The 19,652-nt window shown below is 68.6% G+C and carries 22 protein-coding genes; 6 read left to right on the top strand and 16 right to left on the bottom strand.

Features of this window, described 5'->3' with window-relative positions; genetic code table 11:
• Positions 1-88: 88 nt before the first annotated feature.
• Positions 89-982, top strand: coding sequence for a tRNA cyclic N6-threonylcarbamoyladenosine(37) synthase TcdA (gene tcdA, locus VSR71_RS02450; RefSeq protein ID WP_342912343.1), 894 nt, complete (start codon positions 89-91; stop codon positions 980-982).
• Positions 983-1,004: 22 nt separating this feature from the next.
• Here tcdA and VSR71_RS02445 read toward each other — a convergent pair whose 3' ends face one another.
• Positions 1,005-1,583 (bottom strand): ATP-binding protein, encoded by a 579-nt coding sequence (locus VSR71_RS02445; RefSeq protein ID WP_342912342.1) that lies wholly within the window; start codon positions 1,581-1,583, stop codon positions 1,005-1,007.
• Between the two features lie 135 nt (positions 1,584-1,718).
• Between VSR71_RS02445 and VSR71_RS02440 the strand changes: the two genes are divergently transcribed.
• Positions 1,719-2,159, top strand: coding sequence for a bacteriohemerythrin (locus VSR71_RS02440; RefSeq protein ID WP_342912341.1), 441 nt, complete (start codon positions 1,719-1,721; stop codon positions 2,157-2,159).
• A gap of 21 nt (positions 2,160-2,180) precedes the next feature.
• Here the strand turns inward: VSR71_RS02440 and VSR71_RS02435 are convergent, their stop codons facing one another.
• Positions 2,181-2,558 (bottom strand): cupin domain-containing protein, encoded by a 378-nt coding sequence (locus tag VSR71_RS02435; protein WP_342912340.1) that lies wholly within the window; start codon positions 2,556-2,558, stop codon positions 2,181-2,183.
• Between the two features lie 17 nt (positions 2,559-2,575).
• The gene (gene trxA, locus VSR71_RS02430) at positions 2,576-3,421 is read right to left on the bottom strand and encodes a thioredoxin (RefSeq protein ID WP_342912339.1); all 846 of its coding nucleotides are present in this window, start codon (positions 3,419-3,421) and stop codon (positions 2,576-2,578) included.
• Positions 3,422-3,607: 186 nt separating this feature from the next.
• Here trxA and VSR71_RS02425 point away from each other — a divergent pair, with 186 nt between their 5' ends.
• Positions 3,608-5,323 carry a long-chain fatty acid--CoA ligase gene (locus VSR71_RS02425; protein ID WP_342912338.1) on the top strand — a complete coding sequence of 572 codons (1,716 nt, stop codon included), beginning with the start codon at positions 3,608-3,610 and terminating at the stop codon, positions 5,321-5,323.
• Between the two features lie 63 nt (positions 5,324-5,386).
• On the opposite strand, the gene VSR71_RS02420 is transcribed toward VSR71_RS02425, so the two are convergent.
• Together VSR71_RS02420 and VSR71_RS02415 are read right to left on the bottom strand one after the other, a co-directional pair.
• Positions 5,387-6,184, bottom strand: coding sequence for an ankyrin repeat domain-containing protein (locus VSR71_RS02420; protein ID WP_342912337.1), 798 nt, complete (start codon positions 6,182-6,184; stop codon positions 5,387-5,389).
• Positions 6,185-6,201: 17 nt separating this feature from the next.
• Positions 6,202-6,993 (bottom strand): gamma-glutamylcyclotransferase, encoded by a 792-nt coding sequence (locus VSR71_RS02415; protein WP_342912336.1) that lies wholly within the window; start codon positions 6,991-6,993, stop codon positions 6,202-6,204.
• A 267-nt stretch (positions 6,994-7,260) separates the two neighbouring features.
• Between VSR71_RS02415 and VSR71_RS02410 the strand changes: the two genes are divergently transcribed.
• On the top strand, positions 7,261-7,581 hold the full coding sequence (locus VSR71_RS02410) for a hypothetical protein (protein WP_063240457.1): 321 nt from the start codon (positions 7,261-7,263) through the stop codon (positions 7,579-7,581).
• A gap of 71 nt (positions 7,582-7,652) precedes the next feature.
• On the opposite strand, the gene VSR71_RS02405 is transcribed toward VSR71_RS02410, so the two are convergent.
• From VSR71_RS02405 to VSR71_RS02375, 7 genes are all read right to left on the bottom strand, one after another.
• Positions 7,653-8,000 (bottom strand): FKBP-type peptidyl-prolyl cis-trans isomerase, encoded by a 348-nt coding sequence (locus VSR71_RS02405; RefSeq protein ID WP_342912335.1) that lies wholly within the window; start codon positions 7,998-8,000, stop codon positions 7,653-7,655.
• 71 nt (positions 8,001-8,071) lie between these two features.
• Positions 8,072-8,620 carry a YaeQ family protein gene (locus tag VSR71_RS02400; protein ID WP_063240456.1) on the bottom strand — a complete coding sequence of 183 codons (549 nt, stop codon included), beginning with the start codon at positions 8,618-8,620 and terminating at the stop codon, positions 8,072-8,074.
• A 141-nt stretch (positions 8,621-8,761) separates the two neighbouring features.
• Entirely contained in the window at positions 8,762-9,070 is a 309-nt protein-coding gene (locus VSR71_RS02395; RefSeq protein WP_342912334.1) for a hypothetical protein, read from the bottom strand.
• 99 nt (positions 9,071-9,169) lie between these two features.
• Positions 9,170-9,775 (bottom strand): YceI family protein, encoded by a 606-nt coding sequence (locus VSR71_RS02390; protein ID WP_428979333.1) that lies wholly within the window; start codon positions 9,773-9,775, stop codon positions 9,170-9,172.
• Positions 9,776-9,777: 2 nt separating this feature from the next.
• Positions 9,778-10,161 carry an MAPEG family protein gene (locus VSR71_RS02385; RefSeq protein WP_342912333.1) on the bottom strand — a complete coding sequence of 128 codons (384 nt, stop codon included), beginning with the start codon at positions 10,159-10,161 and terminating at the stop codon, positions 9,778-9,780.
• 73 nt (positions 10,162-10,234) lie between these two features.
• Positions 10,235-10,471 carry an RNA-binding S4 domain-containing protein gene (locus tag VSR71_RS02380; protein ID WP_029045503.1) on the bottom strand — a complete coding sequence of 79 codons (237 nt, stop codon included), beginning with the start codon at positions 10,469-10,471 and terminating at the stop codon, positions 10,235-10,237.
• Entirely contained in the window at positions 10,471-12,228 is a 1,758-nt protein-coding gene (locus VSR71_RS02375) for a glutamine--tRNA ligase/YqeY domain fusion protein (RefSeq protein ID WP_342912332.1), read from the bottom strand. The genes VSR71_RS02380 and VSR71_RS02375 overlap by 1 nt, the downstream gene beginning before the upstream one ends.
• 271 nt (positions 12,229-12,499) lie before the next feature.
• Between VSR71_RS02375 and VSR71_RS02370 the strand changes: the two genes are divergently transcribed.
• Positions 12,500-13,945, top strand: a complete 1,446-nt coding sequence (locus VSR71_RS02370) for a CoA transferase (RefSeq protein ID WP_342912331.1) — start codon at positions 12,500-12,502, stop codon at positions 13,943-13,945.
• Here the strand turns inward: VSR71_RS02370 and VSR71_RS02365 are convergent.
• From VSR71_RS02365 to VSR71_RS02350, 4 genes are all read right to left on the bottom strand, one after another.
• On the bottom strand, positions 13,942-14,559 hold the full coding sequence (locus VSR71_RS02365; RefSeq protein ID WP_342912330.1) for a pyridoxamine 5'-phosphate oxidase family protein: 618 nt from the start codon (positions 14,557-14,559) through the stop codon (positions 13,942-13,944). The genes VSR71_RS02370 and VSR71_RS02365 overlap by 4 nt on opposite strands.
• A 76-nt stretch (positions 14,560-14,635) precedes the next feature.
• Positions 14,636-15,496 (bottom strand): PhzF family phenazine biosynthesis protein, encoded by an 861-nt coding sequence (locus VSR71_RS02360; protein WP_342912329.1) that lies wholly within the window; start codon positions 15,494-15,496, stop codon positions 14,636-14,638.
• A gap of 169 nt (positions 15,497-15,665) precedes the next feature.
• The gene (gene ggt, locus VSR71_RS02355) at positions 15,666-17,291 is read right to left on the bottom strand and encodes a gamma-glutamyltransferase (RefSeq protein ID WP_342912328.1); all 1,626 of its coding nucleotides are present in this window, start codon (positions 17,289-17,291) and stop codon (positions 15,666-15,668) included.
• A gap of 71 nt (positions 17,292-17,362) precedes the next feature.
• Positions 17,363-18,340: a tripartite tricarboxylate transporter substrate binding protein gene (locus VSR71_RS02350; RefSeq protein WP_342912327.1), complete on the bottom strand. Its 978-nt coding sequence runs from the start codon at positions 18,338-18,340 to the stop codon at positions 17,363-17,365.
• 166 nt (positions 18,341-18,506) lie between these two features.
• Here VSR71_RS02350 and VSR71_RS02345 point away from each other — a divergent pair, with 166 nt between their 5' ends.
• Entirely contained in the window at positions 18,507-19,391 is an 885-nt protein-coding gene (locus VSR71_RS02345) for a LysR substrate-binding domain-containing protein (protein WP_342912326.1), read from the top strand.
• The last annotated feature ends 261 nt before the right edge of the window (positions 19,392-19,652 follow it).

Genomic DNA, 19,652 nt, shown 5'->3' with positions numbered 1-19,652 from the left:
CTGACATCGCCGCCGGATAATGCCGGATTTTTCCGCCGGCGCGGTCCCCGGCCGCGGCCGCCTCACCCCCACGCTCCGAGCCCTCAGCATGAACGATGCCGCACACCCCTTGCCCGGTGACCTCCCCGGTCATCTGCCTGGCCTGCCCGAGCCGCTGACCCACGAAAGCCCGGCCGACGACGACTACCACCGCCGCTTCGGCGGCGTCGCGCGGCTGTATGGCGCCGCCGGCCTGGCGCGGCTGGAGGCGGCCCATGTGTGCGTGATCGGCATCGGCGGGGTGGGCAGCTGGGCCGCCGAGGCGCTGGCGCGCAATGCGGTCGGACGCATCACGCTGATCGACCTCGACCATATCGCGCTGTCCAACACCAACCGGCAGATCCACGCGCTGGGCGATGCCTACGGGCGCGCCAAGGTCGAGGCCATGGCGGAGCGCATCGTCGCCATCAATCCGCGCTGCCGGGTGAGGCAGGTCGACGACTTCGTCACCACGGACAACGTGCCCGAGCTGCTCGGCGCCGGCTATGACTATGTGATCGACGCCATCGACGCCGTGCGCGTCAAGACCGAAATGCTGGGCTGGGCGCGGCGCCAGGGCGTGCCGGTGATCACCTGCGGCGGCGCCGGCGGCCAGCTCGATCCCACGCGCGTGCGCATCGACGACCTGGCGCGCACGATCCAGGACCCGCTGCTGTCCAAGGTGCGCGCCGGGCTGCGCAAACAGTGGGGTTTCACCCGCGACCCCAAGAAGAAGTTCGGCATTGCCGCGGTCTATTCCGACGAGCCGTTGCAGTATCCGGAGCCCGAGCAGCAGGCCTGCGAGATCGACGAGGCGCCGCCGCACGATGGCCACGCCGGCCATCCGGTTGCAAGCGGGCCGCAGGGGCTGGCCTGTGCGGGCTTCGGCTCGTCGGTGGCGGTGACGGCCGTGTTCGGCTTCGTGGCGGCGTCGGCGGCGATCGGCGCGATTGCGCGCGGCTGAAGCCGCGCGATGTTCAGGCTGTTCAGGCGCTCAGCGCGCGCAGCAGGCTGTCGACTTCGGCCTCGCCCGGGGCCAGGTTGTTGAAGAAGATCAGTTCGGGATATTCGTCCGCGGTCGGCATGAAGCGCCGCGTGCGGTACGCGTCCCAGTGCTGCAGCTTGTAGGCGTCGTTGGGGTTGCCGCGCCGGATGATGCGCGCGTGCGCCACGTCCTCAGGCAGATGCACCCAGACGATGCGGACGGTGGTGGCTTGCGGCACCTGCAGCCATTCCGGATCGTTCAGCAGGTGGGCGCGGATCTCGCGCGACAGCGGGCCGATCACCAGTACGCTGATGCCCAGCGCCAGGTTTTCCCGCGCGGTATCGAGCAGGCCCTGGTATTCGGGGTCGCGCAGGTTGTCGAGGTAGGCCGGGCTGTCGCGGTCGTTGGGGTCGCCGGTGATGGCGGCCATGGCCGCGGCACTGTAGCGGCCGTACAGCGTGTCCTTGTCGAGCAGGCAGAAGGGTTCCCCGGTGGCCTGCATCAGCGGGCCGATCAGGCGGTGGGCGAGGCTGGTCTTGCCGGTACCGGCGTGGCCGCAGAAGAAGATCAGTCGTGGCATGTGCGATTGAGGTGGCTGGCGGGGCGCATACCCCACAGCATACCCGCCCGGCTTGCGCGAGATCAGGTCCGGGCCGCGGCGATTCGGTATCCTTGCCGTTTCCCACACGATTTCCCCTCGATTACCGCCGCTCCCATGGACGCCAAAGACCAGCTCTCCTCCGCCGGCCTGCCCGAAGACCTCCATCTCGGCGAACCGGTCACCGATGCCACCCACGCCGAGTTCGTGCAATTGCTGGCCGCGGTGGCCAGTGCGGACGATGCCGGCTTCCTGGCCGCGATGGACGAGTGGATCGACCATACGCGCCACCATTTCGCGCAGGAAGAACAGTGGATGGAGGCGATGGGCTTCGGCCCGCGCCATTGCCACGCGGGCGAGCACAAGCAGGTGCTGGCCGTGGCCGTCGCCGTGCGCGACAAGGTCCATACCGACGGCGAATTCGGGCTGGGCCGCCGGCTCGTGTCCGAGCTGTCAGGCTGGTTCGACCATCACGTCAAGTCGATGGACGCGATGATGGTCGAGCATATGCGCGAGAACGGCTTCACGCTGGTGGAAGGGCCGACCGCGGCGGCTTGAACCCCCCAGTGCCCGCCGGGCTCAGGCAGGCCGCACCGCGTCGCGGTCGATCACCACGAAATACTTGCGCACCGGCTCCAGCACCTGGAACAGGCCGGTGAAGCCCGCCGGGATCACGCAGGCATCGCACGGGCCGAACTCGCTGGCCTGGCCGGACTCGTCGCTGATGCGGATGCGCCCGCTGATCACATGGAAGAACTCTTCCTTGCCAGCCGGGAAGGCGATGCGCCACGCGCCGGGCTCGCAGGCCCAGATGCCGCAATCGAAATCGCCGTGTTCGGCGCTGTAGTGCGTCCAGGTGGTGCGGTCGGGGTTGCCCGATACCAGCCGGTCAGGCCGCGGGCGGTCGTGGGTCGGGGCGGGTTCGGTCCTGAAATCGACCAGGCGGGGCGTGGACATGGCGATCGGCTCCCCGCTCAGTTCAGCGACGTGCTCAGCTGGCGGCGCCAATGCGACACCACTTCGGGCCGGTCCGCCAGCATCTCGAATACCGACAGCATGGTCTTGCGGCCGATATCGTCCTCGAAGCCGCGGTCGGCGCGCACGATCGCCAGCAGCTGCTCCAGCGCCGGCTCGTATTGCTGGCGCGCGATCATCAGCCGCGCCAGGTCCAGCCGCGCCGCGAGGTCGCGCGGATCGGCGTCGATGCGGCCGACAAGGGTGGCCTCGTCGGGCAGGTCGGCGGCGTTCTCCATCGCTTCGATGCGCGTGCGCAGTGCGCCGTAGCCGTCTTCCTGCTCGGCGCGCGGCGACAGCGCCGCGAATTCAGCCCTGGCCCGGTCGACGGCGTTGCCGTCCAGCAGGAAGCCGATATAGGCCAGCCGCGCGGTGTCGGATTCCGGATCCGCGGCCATCGCGTCGGCGAACAGCGTCTCGGCGCCATCGCGGTTGCCGGCGGCGGCCAGCTCCTGCGCTTCCGCCAGCGGCGACCTGGCCTGGCCCGGCGCCAGCCGGCCCAGGAACTCGCGCAGCCCCGATTCCGGCAGCACGCCGATGAACTGGTCCACGGCCTGGCCGTCGGCGATCGCCACCACATGGGGAATGCTGCGCACGCCGAAATGCGCGGCCAGCTCCTGGTTCTCGTCCACATTGACCTTGACCAGTTTCCAGCTGCCTCCGGCCTCCGCCTCCAGCCGTTCCAGCATCGGACCCAGCGTGCGGCAGGGGCCGCACCACGGTGCCCAGAAATCGACCAGCACCGGTGCCTGGTGCGAGACATCGATCACTTCGGTCTCGAAATTCTGAAGATTGACGTCGCTCATGAACAATCCTGGAAAGAGGCGGAGATGCCTCCATTGTGAGGGCAAAGGCGCCAAATACAACGGCTGCGCGTAGCCGCCCGCAAGCGTCCGGGAAAGTCTGCGGTTGAAAATAGAACGATCGTTCAGTTATAGTCCTTGACCATACCGACAGACCCGGTCCGAAGACCGACGCACAGGAGACGTTTCATGCAGAACCCAGCTCGCCCGCATTTCCAGTTCTGGCCAAAGCGCCTGCCGACCGCCATCGTGCTGCCCGAGACGTCGCTCTGGTACAACCTGGAAGTGTCGGCCCTGCGCTACGCCGACAAGGCGGCGATCCGCTATTTCGGCAACGCCATCACCTTCCGCGAAGTGGAAGCGCAGGCCACCGCGCTGGCCGGCTGGCTGCAGCAGAAGGCGGGCGTGAAGAAGGGCGAGCGGGTGCTGCTGTACATGCAGAACTGCCCGCAGTTCATCGTCAGCTACTACGCGATCCTGCGCGCCGACGCCGTAGTGGTGCCGGTCAACCCGATGAACCGCGCCGAGGAGTTCAAGCACTACGTCACCGATGCGCAGGCGCGCGTGGCGATCTGCACGGCCGACCTGGCCGCCGGCGTGGACCAGGCCGTGGCGGAACTGGCGCCGGCCGAGCGCCTGCAGCACCTGCTGGTGACGCAGTACGCCGACGCGCTGCCGCCCACGCACGAGCACCCCGAAGACGCGCCGGCCGCGTGGCTGACCACGCCGCACGCGCTGCCTGCCGGCGCGACCGCATGGGCCGAGGCGCTGGGCGCCGGCCTGCAGCCGGGACCGCACACCGCCGGGCCTGACGACATGGCGGTGATGCCGTACACCTCCGGCACCACCGGCTTTCCCAAGGGCTGCATCCATACGCACCGCTCGGTCATGCACAACATCGTCGGCGGCGCGACCTGGTCGGGCTCGGGTGCCGAGTCGGTGATCCTGTCGGTGCTGCCGCTGTTCCACGTCACCGGCATGCAGTACGGCATGAACGGCCCGATCTACAGCGGCGCCACCGTGGTGATGCTGCCGCGCTGGGACCGCGAAGTGGCCGGCCGTCTGATCTCGCGCTACCAGGTCACGCACTGGACCAATATCCCGACCATGGTGATCGACTTCCTGGCCAGCCCCAACCTGGCCCAGTTCGACCTGTCCAGCCTGCGCTACATCGGCGGCGGCGGCGCGGCCATGCCGCAGGCCGTGGCCGAGCGCCTGCGCGAGCAGTTCGGGCTGCACTACCTGGAAGGCTACGGCCTGTCCGAGACCATGGCGCCGACGCACAGCAACCCGTCGGACCGGCCCAAGCTGCAGTGCCTGGGCGTGCCGACCTTCAACACCGACGCGCGCGTGATCGACCCCGTCACGCTCAAGGAACTGCCGCCCAACGAGATCGGCGAGATCATCGTCAGCGGTCCGCAGGTGTTCAAGGGCTACTGGGGCAAGGAAGACGCCACGCGCGAGTCTTTCATCGAGTTCGAGGGCAAGACCTTCTTCCGCACCGGCGACCTGGGGCGCGTGGACGAGGAGGGCTACTACTTCATCACCGACCGCCTCAAGCGCATGATCAACGCGTCGGGCTTCAAGGTATGGCCGGCCGAGGTGGAGAACCTGCTGTACAAGCATCCCGACGTGCAGGAGGCCTGCATCATCGGCACACGCGACCCGTACCGCGGCGAGACCGTCAAGGCGGTGGTGGTGCTGCGCGCCCATGCCAAGGGCAAGACCACGCCGGACCAGATCATCGATTGGGCCAAGGAGAACATGGCCGCGTACAAGTATCCGCGGGTGGTGGAGTTCGTGGATGCGCTGCCCAAGTCGGGAACCGGCAAGGTGATGTGGCGGCAACTGCAGGAAAGCGAGAACGCCCGGGCTGCGGGAGAGCAGAAGCCCGCGGCGGCCTGATCCACGATTGCCGGCCTATGCCCGGGGCGGGATCCCATCGCAGGCGACCGCCCAGGGCAAGGCTCAATGTCCCCGCACCCGCATCAGCATCTTGACCATCGTCTTGTACCCCCGCTCGCGGGCGTGGCGGGTCGGTGTCACGCCTTCGCGGTCGGCCAGGTTGGCGTCGGCGCCGGCATCCAGCAGCAGCTGCACCGTTTCCTCGTAGCGCGTGCTGCCATCGCCCAGCACTACCGCCTCGAGCAGAGCCGTCCAGCCAAGATTATTGACGTGGTCGACGGCAATGCCTGCTTTCAGCAGCAGCTTCACCACTTCCACATGGCCCTGCTGGCTCGCGCCGATCAGCGCGGTGCCGTCGTAGCGGTCGGTGCTGGCCAGGTCCGCGCCATGCGCCAGCGCCAGCCGTACGATCTCGGGCTGGCCACTGGCGGCGGCCAGCAGGAAGGGGCTGTTGGCGTCGGCGTCCTTGTGGTTCACGTCCGCGCCGGCCAGCATCAGCATCCGCGCGACATCGACGTGGCGGCTTTGCACGGCGGCCAGCAGTGCGCTGTGTCCGCGTTCGTCGGCTGCACGCGCGGTGGCGCCCGCGGCCAGCAGGCGCGCCACCATGTCCTGGTCGCCGATGCTGGCGGCGGTAATCAGGTTGCGGTCGAGCGCGCTCAGGCCGTCGCTGCGCAGCGGTGCGCGCGCCGTGCCGCGCGGCCGCGCGGTGCCGGGCTGGCTGGCGGCGCCGGCCCCGGGGCGTGCCGCCAAAGGCTGGCCGCCCTGTGCCGCCAGCAGGCTGCCCCCGACCAGCAAGCCCATCAGGCCCAGCATCTCATTGAGAACCTGTCTGCGGCTGCGGGCGGCGGGGGGCGTCATGGCGGGAACTCCTGGGCTCAGACCGTTTCGCGAGGCCGGTCTGGCAAGGGCGGAGCGTCGTCCGTACGCGTGCCGGCAGTGTCCGCCTTGGCGGCGGCGCTTTCGGCATCGGCGGCATCGTCCGCCTGGAGCTGGCGCCACAGCCGGCCCAGATAGGGGTCATCGACGCCGTTGGTGGCCAGCCCCAGCAGGGTTTGCTGCAGGTATTCGCGCGCGGGGCCGTACAGCCCGGCGGCGTGGCGCAGCCGCTCGACCACGCTGGTGTCCGGCAGCCGGCCCGCGTACGACTCGTGCGCGCGGTTCATGACAAAGGCCAGGGCGCGTTGCTCCGGCCCCCGATCTTCATCACCATGTCCACCGGCGCCGGTGCGGATGCGCAGCCAGCGCGGATGGTAGGCCCCGGTCAGCATCTCGCGGCGCCACAGCACGCGGAATTCCTGTTCGACCACATGGCTGGGGATGCGGAACACCATGCCGTGGCAGCAGCCACCGCGATCCAGGCCCAGCACCAGCCCCGGGTTGTCCCAGGTGCCGCGGTTGATGCGGGAGTAAAGATAGAAGCCGCGGTGGTAGCCATGCACGGTCGCGCGCCGGCGCTCGGTGTGCACCACCATCGGGTTCCAGATCAGGGAGCCATAGCCGAACACCCAGACATCGCCACCGAGCACGGGATCTTCGGGCTTGCATGCCAGCGCGTCGCAGAGGGACTGCTCCAGCACGTGCTCGGGCAACAGCGAGGACGCGAGCGGGGTACTGCACAGCGAGGTGCGCAGCCGGTCGGATTCGAGGTCCTGTCGCGTAATGGCCATGCTGCAAGCATAAATCAAAGCAGCGTCCCGGGCAGGTGGGGGAAATGACATAAGTGCCAGTTTTTCCCGGAAATACCTGAGGCGGCCACAGCGGTGTGGGTGTTAGACAACGATCGCCGCCGGGTGGCAGCCCTGCCACCCGGCATGATGCCGGGGCCGATGGTGACCGCGCACGCTTGTTCGCCGTCAGCCCGGGGGCGTTTTGCTGGCCCGCGGTGGCGGGCAGTCTTTACAATGGAGCCTCAATCCAACCAGGAGGAAGCTGCGATGGCGCGTACGCTTACGGTGGTGTTCGGCAGCGGCAAGGAGTATGACTTCACGATCGGCGCGGACGAGCTGGCCGCGGTCGGCGAGGATGCGGCGTGGCGCTGGTTTGACCGGGAGTACACCGAGCTGGATTGCCAGGCGTCGAGCCCGGTCGGCAAGGTGCTGGTGATCGACAAGATCCTGAACGTCGCCAAGTTTTCCGGAGAATCGCGCTTCTCCGGCGATCCTGCCTGGGCGCAGGACTATGCGCGCCATGCGGCGCGGCTGCTGGACCGCGACAAGGTTCGGGTCGATGTCGGCAACGCCGCCATCGGTTTCTGAGGGCGATACCGAGGCGCGCAGCGCGCGCCCATATTGTCGCTCCCGCGCACGCGGGAGCGACGCGGCGGCGATCAGACCGCCAGCAGTTCCACTTCAAACAGCAGCGTCGCGTTCGGCGGGATCACGCCGCCGGCGCCGCGCGCACCGTAGCCGAGGTCGGCCGGGATCACCAGGCGGCGTACGCCGCCGACCTTCATGCCCTGCACGCCTTCGTCCCAGCCGCGGATCACGTGGCCGGCGCCCAGCGGGAACACGAACGGGTCGTTGCGGTCCTTGCTCGAATCGAACTTGCGGCCGGCCTGGCCGTTCTCGTACAGCCAGCCGGTGTAGTGCACGGTGACGTGCTTGCCGGCGGTGGCTTCGACGCCGGAGCCGACGGTGGTGTCTTCGTATTGCAGGCCAGAGGGCGTGGTTTGCATGGTGATTTCCTTCCGATGAAAACTGGCAGCGCCAGTCGAGGTGAATCGGGAGCGCGGCGGTGGCCGCTGGTTCAATCCTGGGCGCGCTGCAGCACGTCCAGTTGCAGTTGCACGTTGCGGTCGTCGTCGGCGACCCAGATATCGCCGTCCTGGATCGTGACCGACAGGCGCATCGCGCGCTGGGCCAGCGCGGCGAGCGCGTCGACCGCTTCCGTCGGGACATTGTAGACGGTGACGTTGCGCAGCTTGCCGGCCTTGCCCGCCATGCCCTTCCACCACTCGCGCGCGCTGGCGCCGCTGTAGGTGTAGACAGTTACGCGCTCGGCGCGGGCGGCGGCGCGCTTCAGGCGCGCTTCGTCGGGCTGGCCCAACTCGACCCAGTGGGCGATGTCGCCGGTCAGGCGCTTGTCCCACAGGTCCGGCTCGTCGGGCTCGTCCAGGCCGCGGGTAAAGGCCAGCGTCTCGGTGGCTTCGCAGGCGAAGGCGAGCACGCGCACCATCATGCGCGCGTCATTCTCGGACGGATGCTGGGCGATGGTGAGGCTGTGGCTGCCGTAGTAGGGCCGGTCCATGTCGGAGACGGCCAGCTCGGCTTTGAAGATGGTGGACTTGAGCGCCATGAAATGAGGGGTATGCGGCTGCGTCCGGCGCGGCGGCGCGGAACGCGAAAGGCCGCATCATACGCGATTCGGCGGCGCCGCCGTACGCGCGTGGGCAGGGCAAGGTGGGCCAGCCGGCACAAATTGCCGGCCGGGGACCCCTTAGCGCTTGCGGTATTCCTTCAGGTAGAAGCGCAGCAGCGCCGACAGCAGCAGCATGGTCAGAAAGCCGGCTGCCACCACCAGCGCCTGGCCGGCGTCGGTATCGAGCTGGCCAGCCACGCCGAGGCGGAACAGCCAGGTGCCGACCATCATGGCCAGGAACGGCATCAGCAGGGCACCGCGGCCATAGGTGCGCACCGCCCACAGCGGGAAGCGGCGCAGGAATTCGCCCGGAATGCTGCACAGCAGGCAGGCGCCAGCGGCGGCCAGGGCGGCCGCGACGATGTCGCCGGAATGGATCTCGAACATGGTCTCTGTCTCGCGTTGCCGCACACGCGGCGGCGTGGCAGGGATTTGGCAAAGCGCTGATTCTACAAGAGAAATCTGGCCGGCAGGTGACGCGTTGGGCTAGCGCGCGGGACTGCTCGCCGGCGATGCCTCGACCGCCACATGGAGCGTCACGATGTCGCCCGCGTCGGGCACGAAGCGGGTCATGCCAAAGGCACTGCGCGGCACTTCGGTGCGGAAATCGCCGCCGCACACCTGGCGTGCCACGCCGAACAGCGTGACCTCGCCGCAGCGGAAGCGCTCGGCCTGCAGCCGGACCGGACGGGTGACGCCGTGCAGGCTCAGCTCGCCTTCCACCGCCACAAGCCGGCCGCCGTCGCTGATAAAGCGATCGGCGCGCAGCCGCGCCAGGGGAAACTGCGCGATATCGAAGAATTGTGCCGAACGCAGCACGCCGTCGAGCGTGCGGTTGCCGGTATCGACCGAGGCCAGGTCGACGGTCACGTCGACCGCGCCGGCGCCGCTGTCGGCGTCGTAGACGATGCGGCCGTCGATCTTGCCGAAGCGCCCGCGCACCGAGCCGCGCTCGAAATGGCTGGCGCCGAAATAGACGGAGGTGTGGACCGGGTCGAGCGTGTATTCGACCGGCGCGGCGCTGGCGCCAGCGCCAGCGCCGCCCAGCATGGCGATCGCAACGGCGGCCAGCAGGCGAACGGGTGCCGCCATGGCTAGTGCACGAACACCGGCAGCAGGAAAATCCCTACCACCGACAGGTACCCGATAGTCCAGCACAGCGTGCGTAGCGTGGCCCGGTCGGTCAGGTAGCACACGGTGTAGAGGATACGGGTGAGGATGAAGACCATCGACAACTCGTCGATGCGCGCCTGCGGCGCTTGCAGGAAGCTGGCGGTGAGCACCGCCGCGGCGAAGAAGGGGAAGGCCTCGAAATGGTTGCGGTGCGCCAGGTCGGCGCGCCGCGCGCGCCCGGACTGCTTGTCGAGCCAGCCGCGCGGATCATGGTTGTCGAAACCGGGCGCGCTGGACTTGGCGATGGCTACCGTGGCGAGCGGCAGCACGCCGGCCAGCAAGACGCACCAGAACGCGATCGGCATGGTTTCGGTCCTTTCCGTTGCAGTGCCGCGGCAGCCGCAGCAGCCAGTGCGGCCGCCGCGGCCGGTAGCGTGGTCAGGCGGCGACCACGCGGATCTCGATGCCCGCCAGGCCTACCACCTGCCCGGCGCGAATCTTCGCAGTCTTGCGCGATTCGGGCGCGCCGTCCACCGAGACTTCGCCGGCGGCGACCAGCGCCTTGCCGGCGCCGCCGCTGTCGCATACGCCAGCCAGCTTGAGCAGGTCGTTGAGGGCGATGAATTCGCCCTCGAGCGGGAAGGTGATGGTCTGTACCGGAGTTGCCTTGCCCATCACTTGCCCCAGCTGTCCTTCAACCCGACGATGCGGTTGAAGACCGGCTTGCCCGGCTGCGAGTCATTGCGGTCCGCGACGAAGTAGCCGTGGCGCTCGAACTGGAAGCGGTCTTCCGGCTGCGCCTCGCGCAGGCCCGGCTCCAGGTAGGCGGTGATCACCTTCTTGGAGTCGGGGTTGAGCGCGTCGAGGAAGTTCTTGCCGCCGGCGTCCGGGTTGGGGTCGTTGAACAGGCGGTCGTACAGGCGCACCTCGGCCTCGTAGCCATGCGCGGCGCTGACCCAGTGGATCACGCCCTTGACCTTGACGCTGTCGGCGCCCGGCGTGCCGCTCTTGGTATCGGGCAGGTAGCTGGCATGCACGGCGACGACGTTGCCGTCAGCGTCCTTGTCCACGCCGGTGCATTCGATCACGTAGCCGTACTTCAGCCGCACCTTGTTGCCCGGGAACAGGCGGAAATAGCCCTTGGGCGGCGTTTCGTTGAAATCCTCGCGCTCGATCCACAGTTCGCGCGACAGCGGGAACACGCGCTTGCCGAGTTCCGGCTTCTTCGGATGGACCGGGGCCGAGCACTCCTCGCTCTGGCCCTCGGGGTAGTTGTCGATGATCAGCTTGAGCGGGTCCAGCACGGCCACGCCACGAGCAGCCCGGCCGTCGAGGTCGTCGCGCACCGAGCCTTCGAGCGTGCTCATGTCGATCCAGCTGTCGGCCTTGGCCACGCCGACGCGGTCGCAGAACAGCTGGATCGATTCCGGCGTATAGCCGCGGCGGCGCACGCCGACCAGCGTGGGCATGCGCGGGTCGTCCCAGCCATCGACACGGTTCTCGTCCACCAATTGCTTGAGCCGGCGCTTGCTGGTGATGGCGTAGGTCAGGTTCAGGCGCGCGAATTCATACTGGTGCGGCAGCGGGTCGCGGAACACGCCGGCGTCACGCAGGTGCTCCAGCACCCAGTCATAGAGCGGGCGGTTGTTCTCGAACTCCAGCGTGCACAGCGAGTGCGAGATGTTCTCCAGCGCGTCCGAGATGCAGTGGGTGAAGTCGTACATCGGATAGATGCACCACTTGTCGCCCGTGCGGTGGTGATGCGCGTGGCGGATGCGGTAGAGCACCGGGTCGCGCATCACGATGTTGGGGGCGGTCATGTCGATCTTCGCGCGCAGCACGTGCTCGCCGTCGCCGTACTTGTCCGCGCGCATGTCGCGGAACAGCTGCAGGTTTTCCTCGACGGTGCGGTCGCGGTAGGGCGAGGGCTTGCCCGGCTCGGAGAAGTTGCCGCGGCTGGCGGCGATCTGCTCGGCCGACTGGCTGTCCACGTAGGCGGCGCCGCGCTCGATCAGCGTCTCGGCAAAGGCGTAGAGCTGGTCGAAGTAGTCGCTGGCGTAGTACAGGTGCGGCTGCTTCTGGCCGTCCTTGCCTTCGCTGTCCCAGGAAAAGCCGAGCCAGTGCACGGCGTCAATGATCGAATCGACGTATTCGGTGTCTTCCTTGACCGGGTTGGTGTCGTCGAAGCGCAGGTGGCAGCGGCCGCCGTAGTCGCGCGCCAGCCCGAAGTTCAGGCAGATGCTCTTGGCATGGCCGATATGCAGGTAGCCGTTGGGCTCCGGCGGGAAGCGGGTGATGACGGTCGGCAGCGGCTCGCCTTGCTTGTCCTGGCGGCCGGCGTAGGTGCCGGCGGCGAGGTCCTGGTCGATGATGCTCCGCAGGAAGTTGGAGGCGGCTGGGGTGCTGTCGGTAGGCTTGTTGTCGTGGCTCATGGTGGCGCCGGTTGGCCGGCCGGATGGATCGATGGTAGGGATCGATACGGTGGCCGGTCGGGTCGTCAGATTGCGTGGCGGAATGCCAATACCGGGATTTTACCGTGCCGGCGGCGCCGCACGCGGTGAGCATCGGCTCATTTCTGGGCTGGTCCATTGCAAGTGAAGGTTGGCCGCACCGAAAGTGACGTGTCGGAGTAGCATGGAGACCCGTGCCGGCCGGCCACGGCCGGCAGTCCTTTATCGCAGCAGGAACGCAGCAGGAACGCCCATGAACGCCCACACCGATGCGGCACAAGTGCCGCCCATGCCCCACGATGTCGTTGCCGCGCTGTGGCGCGAGGCCGGCCTGCCCGCCGAGGCGCTGGCTCACCTGCGCCTGGACGGCGCCGAGCCGGTGCTGCCTTCAAGCTTTGCCGTGGGGACCGCGGCGCAGGCCAGCCTGGCCGCGTCAGCGCTGGCCGCCGCCACGCTGTGGCAAAGCCGCAGCGGCCGCTGGCAGGACGTCGGCGTCGACATGCGCCACGCGATCACCGAGTTCCGCAGCGAGCGCTACCTGCGCGTCGACGGCGGTCCCGCGCCGGAGCTGTGGGACAAGATCGCCGGCGTCTATCGCTGCGGCGACGGACGCTGGGTCCGGCTGCACACCAATTTCCCGCATCACCGCGACGGCGTGCTGCGCTTGCTGGGCTGCGCCTATGACAAGGCGGCGGTGCAGGCGGCGCTGGAAAAATGGGAGGCCGAGAGTTTCGAAACCGCCGCGTCCGACGCCGGCCTGGTGGTCGCCGCGCTGCGCAGTTTCGACGAATGGGACCGCCATCCGCAGGCCGCTGCGCTGCGCGGCCTGCCGCCGGTGACGCTGGAACGCATCGGCGATGCGCCGCCACAGCCGTTATCACCATCCGCACCATCCGCATCCGCCGATGCGCAGCCGCTGTCGGGCGTGCGCGTGCTCGATTTCACCCGCATCATCGCCGGCCCGGTCGCCGGGCGCACGCTGGCCGCGCATGGGGCGGACGTGCTGCTGGTCACTGCCGCGCACCTGCCGTCGATCGCGCCGCTGGTGATCGACACCGGACGCGGCAAGCGCAGCTGCCAGCTCGACCTGCGCGACCCCGACGACAAGCGCACGCTGCACAGGCTGCTGCACGGCGCCGACGTGATGGTGCAGGGCTACCGGCCCGGCGGCCTGGCCGAGCTGGGCGTGGGTCCGGAAGCCGCGGCGCGGGCGCGTCCGGGCATCGTCTATGTGTCTCTGAGCGCGTATGGCCACGTCGGGCCGTGGGCGCACAAGCGCGGCTTCGATTCGCTGGTGCAGACCGCCACCGGCTTCAACCAGGCCGAGGCCGAAGCGGCCGGCAGCGACACGCCGCGCCCGTTGCCGGCACAGGTGCTGGACCATGCCGCGGGCTACCTGCTGGCGTTCGGCGCGATGGCCGCGCTGCACCGGCGCGCGCTGGAAGGCGGCAGCTGGCACGTGCGCGTGTCGCTGGCGCAGGTGGGGCAGTGGCTGCGCGGGCTGGGGCGGGTGCCGGAAGGGCTGAAGGCGCCCGAGCAGAAGATCGACGATGTCGCCGACCTGCTCGAAGCGGTGCCGTCCGGCTTCGGCATGCTGACCGTGGTACGCCACGCGGCGCAGCTGTCTGAGACGCCGGCGCGCTGGACACTGCCGTCCGAGCCGCTCGGCACCCACGCGCCGGAGTGGCTGCCGCGCTAGTAGAGCGTGTTGCGCTGCCGCTCGGGCAGCTCGCGGTCATAGGCGGCGCCGTCGATGGCGTTCTCGCTCAGCGTGGCCAGGATCTCGCCGTTGCTCGGCAGCGTCTGCCGCGCGACCTGCGCATCCGCGGCCCACAGGCGCGAGCGGATCAGCGCGCGGGCGCACTGGAAGAACACCGACTGCACCGTGATCACCAGCACCGTGGTCGGCGCCTTGCCGTCGACCACGCAGCGCGCGATCAGCGCCGGGTCGACGCTGATCTGCGCGGTGCCGTTGACGCGGATGGTCTCATTGACGCCGGGGATCACGAACAGCAGGCCGACGCGCGGATCGGCCACGATATTGCGCAGGCTGTCGATGCGGTTGTTGCCGCGCCGGTCGGGCAGCAGCAGCGTGCGTTCGTCCAGCACCTGCACGAAACCGGGCCTGTCGCCGCGCGGCGAGCATTCGGCCCAGCCGTCGGCGACGGTCGACAGCAGGCAGAACGGCGCGGCCTCGATAAAGGCGCGGTAATGCGGGTGCAGGTAGTCGACTTCCTTGGACAGCGACGGCGCCGCGGGCTGGGCGTAGAGCGCTTCCAGTTCGGCCAGGGAGGTGATGGCGTGCGAGGTCATGGCGGAGCGGGGCGGGATCGGGACGGTTGGGGGCAAGCCGACAATGTAGCGCAGCCGGCAGGGCCGCGCAGCGCGCTCAGAGTGTCACGGTGCCGCGGCCAATCTCGAGCACGCGGCCACCCACGCGGATCGCGCCGTCCGAGCCGACCGACAGGCGCAGCCGGCACGGGCGGCCGACGGCCTCGCCCTGGTCGATGATGTATTCCGCCGGCAGCGCGCGGCTGGTGGCCAGCAGCCAGCCACCCAGGTTGGCGCAAGCCGAGCCCGTGCCGGGATCCTCGGCCACGCCGCCGCCCTGCTTGGTGAAGAAATAGCGCGACAGGACGCGGCCCGGCTGCTCGGGATCGAAGGCGAACACGTATGCGGTCTTGCGGCCGAGGCTGCTCTGCGGCCAGATGTCGAGCCGCGCGCTGTCGGGATTGGCGCGCCGCACGGCATCGGTGCTGCGCACGGCCACCAGCAGTTGGTCGGCGCCGGTATCTACCCACATCGGCGACACGAGCAGGTCGCTTTCGTGCAGGCCGAGCAGGGCGGCCATGTCGGCATCTGGGAGGCCGGCCGGCGCGACCTTCGGCTCGCCGCTATGCGGTGCGGTGAAGGTCCAGACATCGTCCTGCGCCGTCACGGGCACCACGCCGGCGAGGAATTCGAGCGTCAGCGCATCGCCGGTACCGGCCAGTTCGCGGACCACGTGCGCGGTGCCCAGCGTGGGATGGCCGGCGAAGCGCATTTCATAGCCGGGGGTGAAGATGCGGACCTTTGCGCTGGCGTTGTCGGACGGGAAGACAAAGGTGGTCTCCGACAGGTTGAACTGCAGCGCCAGCGCCTGCATGGTGGCCTGGCCCAGCCCGCGCGCGTCCTCGAACACGCACAGGGGATTGCCGCCGAAGGTGGATTCGGCAAAGACGTTGAGCAGGCGGAAGGCGTAGGTTGTCATGGTGCGGGCTGACGGAGGTTTGTCGGGAAGTCAGTGTACGGAGCTATCGCGCCAGTGCCATGCACAGTTGCCGCGATCTCGAGCGGGCCAGTTGCGCGATGCGGAGGCGATGGCAAAAACGCCCCTTTTGGGGCGTTCTGCATGTCGTTGACAGCTCAGGCTGGTGGGGTCAGAACCCAACCGCCTGCCCGTCGCGCCGGCTGTCGCTGGCGGCCACGTACCCTTGCTCCGGATCGTCCGACAGGCGCCAGATGAACTGGCCCGAGCCAAAGTCCATATAAGGATCGTCCACCGACTTCAACTGGTGCCCGCGCGCCTTCAGCCCTGCGACCGTGGCCGGGTCCATGGTGCCTTCCACGTCCAGCGTGAAATCGCGGTTGACCTTCCAGCGCGGCGCGCAGCATGCGGCCTGTGGCTGCTGGTTGTAGTCCAGCATGCGCACCACCGTCTGCAGGTGGCCCTGCGGCTGCATGTCGCCGCCCATCACGCCGAAACTCATCACCGGGTGGCCGTTTTTGGTCAGGAAGGCCGGGATGATGGTGTGGAACGGACGCCTGCCGCCCGCTACGACGTTGGCCGACCTGGGATCCATCGAGAAGCCCACGCCGCGGTTCTGCAGGCTGATGCCGGTGCCCGGCACCACCACGCCCGAGCCGAAGCCCATGTAGTTCGACTGGATGAACGAGACCATCATGCCGTTCTCGTCGGCGGCGGTCAGGTAGATGGTGCCGCCCACCTTGGGCATGCCGAAGTTGAAATGCGTGGCGCGCTGCATGTCGATCAGTCTGGCGCGCGACTTGAGGTAGGCGTCATCCAGCATCTGCTCGGGCGTGACCTCCATGCTGCGCGGGTCGGCCACGTAGCGGTACAGGTCGGCGAAGGCCAGCTTCATCGCTTCGATCTGCAGGTGCTGCGAATCGACCGAGTCCACCGGGATCGAGGCCATGTCGAACTGGCCGAGGATGCCCAGCGCCACCAGCGCGGCAATGCCCTGGCCGTTGGGCGGGATCTCGTGCAGCTCGTAGCCGCGGTAGGCCTTGCTGATCGGCTTGACCCAGTCGGGGCGGTAATTGCGCAGGTCGTCCAGCGTCATCGCGCCGCCGCATTGCTTGCTGAAGGCGGCGATCTTCTCGGCGATCTCGCCTTCATAGTAGGCACGGCCGCGGGTCTCGCCGATCTTGCGCAGCGTCTCGGCGGCGGCCTTCATGGTGAACTTTTCGCCGACCAGCGGCGCGCGGCCGTTGGGCATGAAGGTCTCGGCATAGCCCGGCTGGTCCTTCAGCTCGGGCACCGCGGCGGCCCACTTGTGCGCCACCACCGGCGGCACGGCGTAGCCGCGCTCGGCGATCTCGATGGCCGGCTCCATCAGGTCGGCGAACGGCAGCTTGCCGAAGCGCTCATGCATCGCCGCCCAGCCGGCAATCACGCCGGGCACGGTGACCGAATCCCAGCCGCGGATCGGGCGGTTGGCCAGGCCATTGGCGTCGGTGCCGTACTTGTTCCTGAAGTACTCCGGGTTCCAGGCGGCCGGGGCCACGCCGGAGGAGTTCAGGCCGTGCAGTTCCTTGCCGTCCCACAGGATCGCGAAGGCATCGCTGCCCAGGCCGCACGATACCGGCTCGACGATGGTGATCGCGGCCGCCGCGGCGATGGCCGCATCGACGGCATTGCCGCCCTTGAGCAGCATGCGCAGGCCGGCCTGCGCGGCCAGCGGGTGCGAGGTGGACACCACGTTGCGTGCAAACAGCGGGATGCGCACGGAGGGGTAGGGGTTGGTCCAGTTGAAGTTCTGCATGGCTTTGTCTGTCGTTTCAGGAAGCGGCCGGGCCGTTGCCGGGGCCGGCCGCACTGGCGCTCGCTGCGCCGTTATTCTGCCGTGATCTTGCGATCCTTGATCAGCTTGCCCCAGCGCGCGCTGTCTTTCTTCACCATGGCGGCGAACTGGGCCGGGGTGCCGCCGACCGGCTCGGCGCCCAGCTTGGCCAGACGATCCTTGACCTCCGGCGACTGGATGGCCTTGTTGAACTCGGCGTTCAGGCGATTGACGATATCCGCCGGCATCCCCTTGGGGCCGTAGATGCCGAACCACGTATCCGACTCGAAGCCGGGCAGCCCCGATTCGCCGGCCGTGGGGATCTCCGGTGCCAGCGGCGAGCGCTTCGCGCTGGTCACTGCCAGCGCCTTGAGCTTGCCGTCCTTCACGTGCGGCAGGCCCGAGACGATGCTGTCGAACAGCACCTGCACCTTGCCCGAGATCAGGTCGGGCACGGCCAATGCGGTGCCGCGGTACGGGATATGGGTGATGAACACGCCGGCCTGTGCCTTGAACGCCTCGGCGGTCAGGTGCACCACGGTGCCATTGCCGCTGGAGGCGTAGTTGAGCTCGCCGGGGTGCTTCTTGGCGTAGTCGACCAGCTCGCGCACATTCTTGACCGGCAGGCTGTTAGGCACCACCAGCACATTGGTGGCGATCGCCACCTGGCCGATGGGGGTGAAGTCGGTCTCGGTGTTGTACGGCAGGCGGGTGTTGATGTACGGGCCGATCGAGTGCGTGCTGGTGGTCGCGATAAGCAGCGTGTAGCCGTCCGGCGCGGCCTTGGCCGCCATGTCGGAACCGATCGCGCCGCCGGCGCCCGGGCGGTTGTCCACCACGATCTGCTGGCCGATGTCGGTGCCGACCTTCTGCGCGATGGCGCGCGCCAGCAGGTCGGTCGCGCCGCTTGCCGGGAAGGGCACGATCAGGCGTATCGGCTTGCCGGGATAGTTGTCGGCCAGTGCGGGCGTGGCGCCCAGGCACATGGCGCAGGCAGCGGCGATGCCGGCGAGGCGCAGCCAGGATTTCATGCTTGTCTCCGGAGTCAGGCGAAAGGCGGGCAGGGATGGATTGGATTGAAGAGCTCGCTTAATTATTCCGTGCCGCCGCTCACAAAGAAAGCTAATATTTCTTGCCGATGACACAAGAAAAATTTAAGCAACGGCGCAGCCCCGCAACCTTTCCGCACGTGCGGCGATGAGCACTATCCGATTCCTCCGTACCTTCGTTGCCGTGGCCGAACAAGGCTCCTTCGCCGCGGCCGCCGGCCAGGTGGCGCTGACCCAGGCGGCTGTCAGCCTGCAGATGCGCGCGCTGGAAAGCGAGCTGCGGCGCGAACTGTTCGACCGCAACGGCCGCGTCGCGGTGCTCAATGCCGATGGCCGTGCGCTGCTGCCGCAGGCGCGGCGCCTGCTCGCGCTGTACGACGAGATGCGACTGCCGCTGGCATCGGACCAGGCCATGGCCGGCGCCGTGGCCGTGGGCGCGGTGGTGTCGGTGATGGGCGGGCTGTCGCACGCGGTGGCCCGCATGAAGCGCACCTACCCGGCGCTCGACGTGCGCCTGGTCGGCGCCAAGTCGATCGAGCTGGCGGCACAGGTCGAGGCCGGCGAGCTCGACGCGGCGATCCTGGTGGAAGGCGCCACGCGCATCCCCGGCACGCTGCGCTGGACGCCGCTGTACCAGGAGCCGCTGGTGGCGATCGCGGCCCGCGGCAGTCCCGGCCGTGATGCGCGCGAGGCGCTTGCCAGGAATCCTTACCTGCGCTTCGACCGCAGCCAGCGCACCGGCGTGCTGGTCGAGCGCGCGCTGCGCCGCGCGCACCTCAAGGTCAACGAGTTCCTGGAGCTGAACGCCATCGAGGCGCTGGTCGAACTGGTGCGCCAGGAAGTGGGCGTGACGGTGGTGCCGCTGCTGCGGCGCGCGCGCTGGCACGACGACGAGGCGCTGCGCATCCTGCCGTTGCTGGTCAACGGCGAGCCGGTCATGCGCCACATCGGCATGCTGGAGCGGCGCGACCACGGACGCGGGCAAGTGACGGCAGCGGTGCGGGCAGCGTGCAGCGAATTGTTTGGCGCCTGATGCAGGTCGCCCTGGCGCTATAAGCGCGGTCTATCGGCCAGATAGACAGAATCGCATTCTCCTCGGGCCGAGCTGTGCATATATTTTGGTTGCGGACACCCGCCGCGGAGGTCAGACCAGCGCGGCTTCGCCCTGCGCGCGCCCGGATCGTCACGCCGGTGCGCGCCCGCGCGCGTCCGCGCACCGGCGGCAACTAGCCGGCTTGCGTTGCAGAACATCCGGCGAGCAGTACCCACCGGAGCGGGATCTTCGAAGTCAGAC

The organism is Cupriavidus oxalaticus (assembly GCF_038900635.1).
GTDB classification, from domain to species: Bacteria; Pseudomonadota; Gammaproteobacteria; order Burkholderiales; family Burkholderiaceae; genus Cupriavidus; species Cupriavidus oxalaticus_B.
This window is presented reverse-complemented; position numbering and strand designations above follow the sequence as displayed.